Source organism: Streptomyces canarius (assembly GCF_014650735.1).
In the GTDB taxonomy this organism is placed as follows: Bacteria; Actinomycetota; Actinomycetes; order Streptomycetales; family Streptomycetaceae; genus Streptomyces; species Streptomyces olivaceoviridis.
This window is the reverse complement of sequence record NZ_BMVN01000128.1, coordinates 1-6,173: the sequence shown is the minus strand read 5'-3', so window position 1 is coordinate 6,173 and position 6,173 is coordinate 1. Positions and strand designations below refer to the sequence as shown.

Here is a 6,173-nt window from a genome sequence, read left to right as displayed (position 1 = left end):
GGCCCGCTGGATCAACGGCCAGACCATCTACGCCAACGGCGGCATCATCTGACCATCGGCGCCCCGCCCCGCCGGCACGGCTGTCGGCCGGGCCCGCCGGACGGTGCCAGGTATCTCGCCGGTGCCGTCGCACGCGTCACGTTTCTCCCACCCTCACTCCCTTCAGCCACGAACCCGCTTCCGCGGGCGAGGAGATTCCCATGAGCAACATCGTCGTCATCACCGGTGCCTCCAGCGGCTTCGGCGCGCTCACCGCCCGCGCCCTCGCCGACGCCGGCAACACCGTCTACGCCGGCATGCGCGAGACCGACGGCCGCAACGCGCCGCAGGTGCAGGCCGCCGCCGACTACGCCAAGGAGCACGGTGTCGACCTGCGCTCCATCGAACTGGACGTCAACTCCGACGACTCGGTCGACTCGGCGGTCAAGCAGGTCATCGGGGAGCACGGGCGTATCGACGTCCTGATCCACAACGCCGGCCACATGGTCACCGGACCCGCCGAGGCCTTCACGCCGGAGCAGTTCGCGCAGCTCTACGACATCAACGTGCTGTCCACGCAGCGGGTCAACCGCGCCGTGCTGCCGCACCTGCGCAAGGCCGGCCGGGGCCTGGTCGTCTGGGTCTCCAGCTCCAGCGTCAAGGGCGGCACCCCGCCCTACCTCGCCCCCTACTTCGCCGCGAAGGCCGCGATGGACTCCCTCGCCGTCAGCTACGCCGGCGAGCTGGCCCGCTGGGGCGTCGAAACCTCCATCGTGGTGCCCGGCTCCTTCACCAGCGGCACCAATCACTTCGCCCACTCCGGTCACCCGGCCGACGGTGCCGTGGAGGCGGAGTACGAGACCAAGTACCCGGGTCTGCTCCAGCAGGTCTCCCAGAAGCTCGCGGCGCTCGCCCCCGAGGGAGCCGAGGCGTCGCTGGTCTCCGACGAAATCGCCCGCATCGTGGCCCTGCCCGAGGGCGAGCGCCCCTACCGGGTGCACATCGACCCGGCGAACGACGGCTCCGAGGAGGTCTCGGAGGTCGCCGACCGGATCCGCCGGGAGTTCCTCACTCGGATCGACCTGGCCGACCTGCTGACCGTGCATCCGGCCGGCGCGTGACACGGCGCTCCAGGGGGCGAGGGGGCCGACCCGTAACGGGTCGGCCCCCTCGCCCTGTTTCGTCCGCCCCGGTGAAGGTCCAGTCAGTAAGTAAGTTACTGGCGTTAACTGGACTTAATTCAACCTGACACATAGCCTCTGGCACGACAAGCATGTCAAGTAACTATTACCAGACATGTACTGCATAATGCTGCCAGAGGTACTCCATGACGGATCACGAAGCGTCGACGGCGACAGCACGGCTGTTCGGCCGCGACGCGGAGCTGCGAGCGCTCGACGCCTTCTCCGCACGCGCCCGCGAGGAGGGCGCCGTCCTGCTGCTGAGCGGGGAAGCGGGCGTCGGCAAGAGCGTCCTGCTGGACGCGACGGTGGCCGGAGCGGAGGCCGCCGGGGTCCGCGTCATCCGTGCCACCGGTGTGCAGTTCGAAGCCGACGTCAGCTACGCCGTCCTCAACCAGCTCCTGCTGCCCCTCACCGCGGGCTTCGCCCGCCTCGGCGAGGGGGAGCGCAACGCCCTCATGGTGGCGCTGGGCCTGTTGTCGGGCAGGGTGCCCGACCGCACGGTCATCGCCGGGGCCTGCCTCGACGTGCTGCGGCACGAGGCCGAGCAGCGGCCGCTGCTGCTCGTCGTCGACGACCTGCCCTGGATCGACCGGCCGACCACGATCGTTCTCGGACACCTCGCGCGCCGTCTCGCGGGGAGCCGGATCGGCCTGCTCACGGCCTCCCGGACCGGCGAGGACAGCTACTTCGACCCCAGTGGCCTGCCCGCACTGCACGTGGAACCGGTCGACGACGAGGCCGCCGACGAGCTGCTGCGCACCGCCTTCCCGGAGATGGTCCTGCGCGTGCGGCGCCGCCTTCTCACCGAGGCCAGGGGCAATCCCCTCGCACTGCTGGAACTCGCCGAGGCGCTCGATCCCACCCAGCTGTCGGCCCGCGAAGCGCTCCCCGAGGTAATGCCGCTCACCGAGGGCATCGAAGCGCTCTTCGCCTCGCGCATCAGACGGCTGCCCGGGCCCACCCGGGACGTCCTGCTGCTGGCGGCGCTGGAGGGCAGCGGGGATCTGGGGCTGCTGCGGCGCACCACGACCGCGGACGGCGGGACCACCGCGCTCCTCCCGGCGGAGGCCGCGAAGCTGGTCGAGATCGACGAGGCGGCGGGCCGCGTCCTCTTCCGGCACCCGCTGGTGCGCTCCGCCGTGGTCGAGTCCTCGACGAACGTGGAACGTCGGCGGGTGCACCGCAGGCTGGCGGACTACTTCCTACGTGACACCGAGCGCCGGGCCTGGCACCTGGCCGAATCGTCGGTGGAACCCGACGAGGCGGTCGCCGTCCTCCTGGAGGAAGCGGCCCGCCGCAAACTGCACCGCGGGGACGCGACCGGCGCGATAGCCGCCCTCACCCGCGCCGCCCACCTCAGCCCCCAGGCCGCCGACCGGGGCCGGCGCCTCGCCGAGGCCGCCTACCTGGGCGCCGACGTCACCGGTGAACTGGGCAGCGCGTCCCGCCTGCTCGACCAGGCCCGCGCTTTCGACCCCGGCCTCGGCAGTTCCCTGCACGCCGCCGCGGCCGCCGCCTTCGTCCTGGTCAACGGGGAGGGCACCGTCGACACGGCGTACCGCCTGGTCGTCTCCACCATCGAGAACGGCGACCACGGGTACGACGCCACCAACACCGACCTGACCGACGCCCTGTACACCCTGCTGCTCATCTGCTGGTGGGCCGGCCGTGAGGAGTTCTGGGCACCGTTGTTCGACGCGATCGACCGGCTGGTCCCGGAACCCCCGGAGATCATCCTGCTGATGAGCGAGGCGTTCCCGGACACGGCCCGGGCCACCGCCGGGACCCGGCGGCGGCTGGCCGGGCTCATCGAGCGCCAGAGCGCCGAGTCCGACCCCGGCAGTCTCGTCCGGGTCAACACCTCGGCCGTCTACATGGACCTGCTGGGCGGCTGCCGGGCCGGCGCCTGGCGGCTCGTCGAGAGCGGCCGGGCGGGCGGCGCCGTCCGCAGCAGCCTGGCCTGCCTGATGCATCTGTGCCTGGACGACTTCGCCACCGGCCGCTGGGAGGAGGGCCAGCGCCTCGCCGACGAGGGTCTCGCCCTGTCCAAGGCGCACGGCTATGACTTCATCAGTTACTACTTCCTCTTCCACGAGGCGCTGCTCGCCGCGGTGCGCGGCGAGGACGCCGTGATGCACGAGTGGGCCGACGAACTGACCCGCGTGACCACCCAGCGCCGCGCCTACGGCGCGGCCCGCTTCGCCCACCACGCCAGGACCCTCGGCGCGATCGGCCGAGGGGACTTCGAGGCAGCGTTCCACCACGCCTGCGACCTCGGCCCCGCCGGCACGCTCGCCCCGTACACCCCGCACGCCCTGTGGGTGGCACTGGACCTCGTGGAGGCCGCCCTGCGCACCAACCGGCGCGAGCAGGCCGAGGCCCACGTACGCGCCATGTGCGAGGCCGCCCTGTGGGACGTGTCGCCTCGCCTGGGCATGCTCACGCTGGCCGCCCGTGCGCTTGTGGCGGCCGACGCCCAGGCACCGGCGCTGTTCGAGGAGGCCGTCAGTGGCGCCGGCGCCCGGGACTGGCCGTTCGACTACGCGCGCGTGCGTCTGCTGTACGGCGAACGCCTGCGCCGGGGCCGGGCGCCCGTCGAGGCCCGCCTGCACCTGAACGCGGCCCTGGAAATCTTCGAGGAGCTGGGCGCGGCTCCCTGGGCCGCGCGGACCGCCGCCGAACTGCGGGCCGCCGGCCAGGTGCAGCCGAACCCCGCCGTCCCGGCCGCCGCGGCTGCCGGACTGACCGCGCAGGAGACCGAGATCGCCCTGCTGGCGGCGGAGGGCCTGACCAACAAGCAGATCGGCGAGCGGCTGCTCCTCTCTCCGCGCACCGTCAGTTCCCATCTCTACCGCATCTTCCCCAAGCTCGGCATCGCGTCCCGGGCGGCCCTGCGTGACGCCCTGTCCGGCTGAACGAGGCCATATATGCTGTATGCACCTTTTTGGGTGCAGGGCGTCGAGCCTGCCGAGCATCCTTGAAGCGGCCGGGAAAACTGCCCTGACCTGCTCCGACTCCTTCCAACGTCAAATGACGGATGCCTTCGGGCCTCTCCGGCTGTGACAGTCGTGTCATCAGCGGCGAACAAGCCGGACGCGACGGACAGGCCGGACGACGGACGTGACCGACAGCGAGGACGGGTGGCGGACCGCGGTCGCGGGCGGTGCCCGGTCTGTCGGCGCCGTGATCGAGGCACGTTCTCGAATCCCTATGGGAAGGGGCAGCACGATGACGTCAGTCGCCGATGACCTGGGAAGCATTCTTGACGTCATTCAGCAGCCGGCCTGGGCGGTGGACAGCGATCACCGAGTGTCCTACGCCAATACACCGGCTGCCGAGTTCATGGGTTACGAACGACCCTCCGACCTGCTGGGCACCGACGGCAGACCGGTGGAACACACTTACGGGTGGGTGCGCGGCCACGCCATCCCCGAGCAGGCCCCCTCCCACCACGGCACGCTCACCCACGCGGACGGTTCTCTCCTCCCGGTCGAATGGTCCCTCGTCCCCTTGATCCGGCCGGGCGGCGTGGCCGCCGTGTACATCTTCCGCACGGGGGCCGGCGCACCCGCTGTCGGCCGGGAACCCAAGGAGGCGGGACCACCGCGGACAGTCGCGGGCCGGCTCGAGGCCGACCGGCACCGCCGTGTCGCCGGTTCACTGCAGCACGGCGCCCAGGAACGTCTGGCCTCGGCGCTGCTCGGTCTGAACCTGGCCAGGGAGCACTTGGACGGCGAACGCGTCCCGTCGTCGGCGGCCGAACTGCTCGACGGAGCCATCCAGGATGCCCAGCAGGCGCTGAGCCATGTCAGGGACGTCACGGCCGAGCTGTACCCGGGTGTGCTCAGGCTGGGCGGGCTTCCGGCCGCGCTCACCGCGCTGGCGGCGCAGTGGCCGGTACCCGTCGGCGTCTCGGGGAACCTGCGGGAACGGCTCCCGCACGCGGTGGAGATGCACGTGTACTTCCTGGTGAGGGAGGCGCTCGGCAGGGCTGTGCACGGGGCCCGGGCCAGCAGGGTCCACGTGGTGACGGAACTCGACCTGGACCTGGTGGTCACGGTGGCGGACGACGGTACGGCGCCCGGCGAGGCGCTGGACTCGGCACCCCTGGCGGCCATGGCCGACCGGGTGGCCGTCCTGGAGGGGGCCCTCAGCGTGCGGCACGCGTCCGGAGGGGGCACCACCGTGTGTGCCGTCATCCCGGTCGAGCGGCACTCCGGCTACTGAGCCGGCGTTCCGCGACCACGGGAGCCACGGAAACCTGCTTTCCCGGAGAAATTCGGCAGCCGTCTCACGTGAGGTGTCCGGACCAGGCACTTCTCACCATGACGTCAAATGACGGATGCCTGCCCTCGGTGCCGGGCGACAGGCTTGTCACGTGGTCGTCAGCAGAGCGAACGGAGCAGACCATGGATCAGCATCGTGAGCACGCGGCACGTCCAGCCGGCCGGAGTCCCGTAGCCGGCCCCTCCGAGACGGTACGTCACGACGTCTGGGTGTGGCTGGCCCCCACCGGCACACGGCGGATCGCCGTCCGGGCCCACTTCGACTACGACAGGGCCGACCCGTGCGCGGTGCGCGTCTCCTTCTGCCTCCCGCACCAGCGCCAGGTGACCTGGATCTTCGCCCGTGACCTGCTCGCCGACGGCCTGTACTTCCCCGTGGGAGCGGGCGACATCCGCATCGCGCCGGACGGCGGTCCGGCCGGGAACAACACGCGTATCACCCTGACCCCCCCGTCCGGCGCCGCGGTCATCCAAGTGCGCCGGGCATCGGTCCGCGACTTCCTGCGGGCCACGGAGCGGCTCGTCCCCCGGGGACAGGAAGAGATCGACATCGACGCGTTCCTCAAGGACTGCGTCGAGGAAGGCTGAGCCGCCAGGTGCGTCTCGCACGTTCATGTGATGCGGCACGGCCGAACGGCTGGAAGGCTCGGCGAAAGAGAATCGACGAAGGGTGTGTGTCATGGGTTTTGTGACGGTGGGCCGGGAGAACTCCGAGGCGATCGAG

General features: G+C 71.2%; 4 protein-coding genes. All 4 read left to right on the top strand.

Going from position 1 to position 6,173, the window contains the following annotated elements; translation table 11 throughout:
• The first annotated feature begins 200 nt into the window (after positions 1-200).
• A complete protein-coding gene (locus IE294_RS46050; protein WP_058084696.1) occupies positions 201-1,100 on the top strand; it encodes an SDR family oxidoreductase in 900 nt (299 codons plus the stop codon).
• A 206-nt stretch (positions 1,101-1,306) separates the two neighbouring features.
• Positions 1,307-4,078, top strand: a complete 2,772-nt coding sequence (locus IE294_RS46045; RefSeq protein WP_189895287.1) for a helix-turn-helix transcriptional regulator — start codon at positions 1,307-1,309, stop codon at positions 4,076-4,078.
• A 313-nt stretch (positions 4,079-4,391) separates the two neighbouring features.
• Positions 4,392-5,390, top strand: a complete 999-nt coding sequence (locus IE294_RS46040; RefSeq protein ID WP_189895286.1) for a sensor histidine kinase — start codon at positions 4,392-4,394, stop codon at positions 5,388-5,390.
• A gap of 182 nt (positions 5,391-5,572) precedes the next feature.
• The gene (locus IE294_RS46035; RefSeq protein ID WP_189895285.1) at positions 5,573-6,037 is read left to right on the top strand and encodes an SsgA family sporulation/cell division regulator; all 465 of its coding nucleotides are present in this window, start codon (positions 5,573-5,575) and stop codon (positions 6,035-6,037) included.
• Positions 6,038-6,173: the final 136 nt, after the last annotated feature.

Coding starts and splice junctions, on each gene's coding strand:
- IE294_RS46050 (WP_058084696.1), top strand. CDS start 201: ATGAGCAACATCGTCGTCATCACCGGTGCCTCCAGCGGCTTCGGCGCG.
- IE294_RS46040 (WP_189895286.1), top strand. CDS start 4,392: ATGACGTCAGTCGCCGATGACCTGGGAAGCATTCTTGACGTCATTCAG.
- IE294_RS46035 (WP_189895285.1), top strand. CDS start 5,573: ATGGATCAGCATCGTGAGCACGCGGCACGTCCAGCCGGCCGGAGTCCC.
- IE294_RS46045 (WP_189895287.1), top strand. CDS start 1,307: ATGACGGATCACGAAGCGTCGACGGCGACAGCACGGCTGTTCGGCCGC.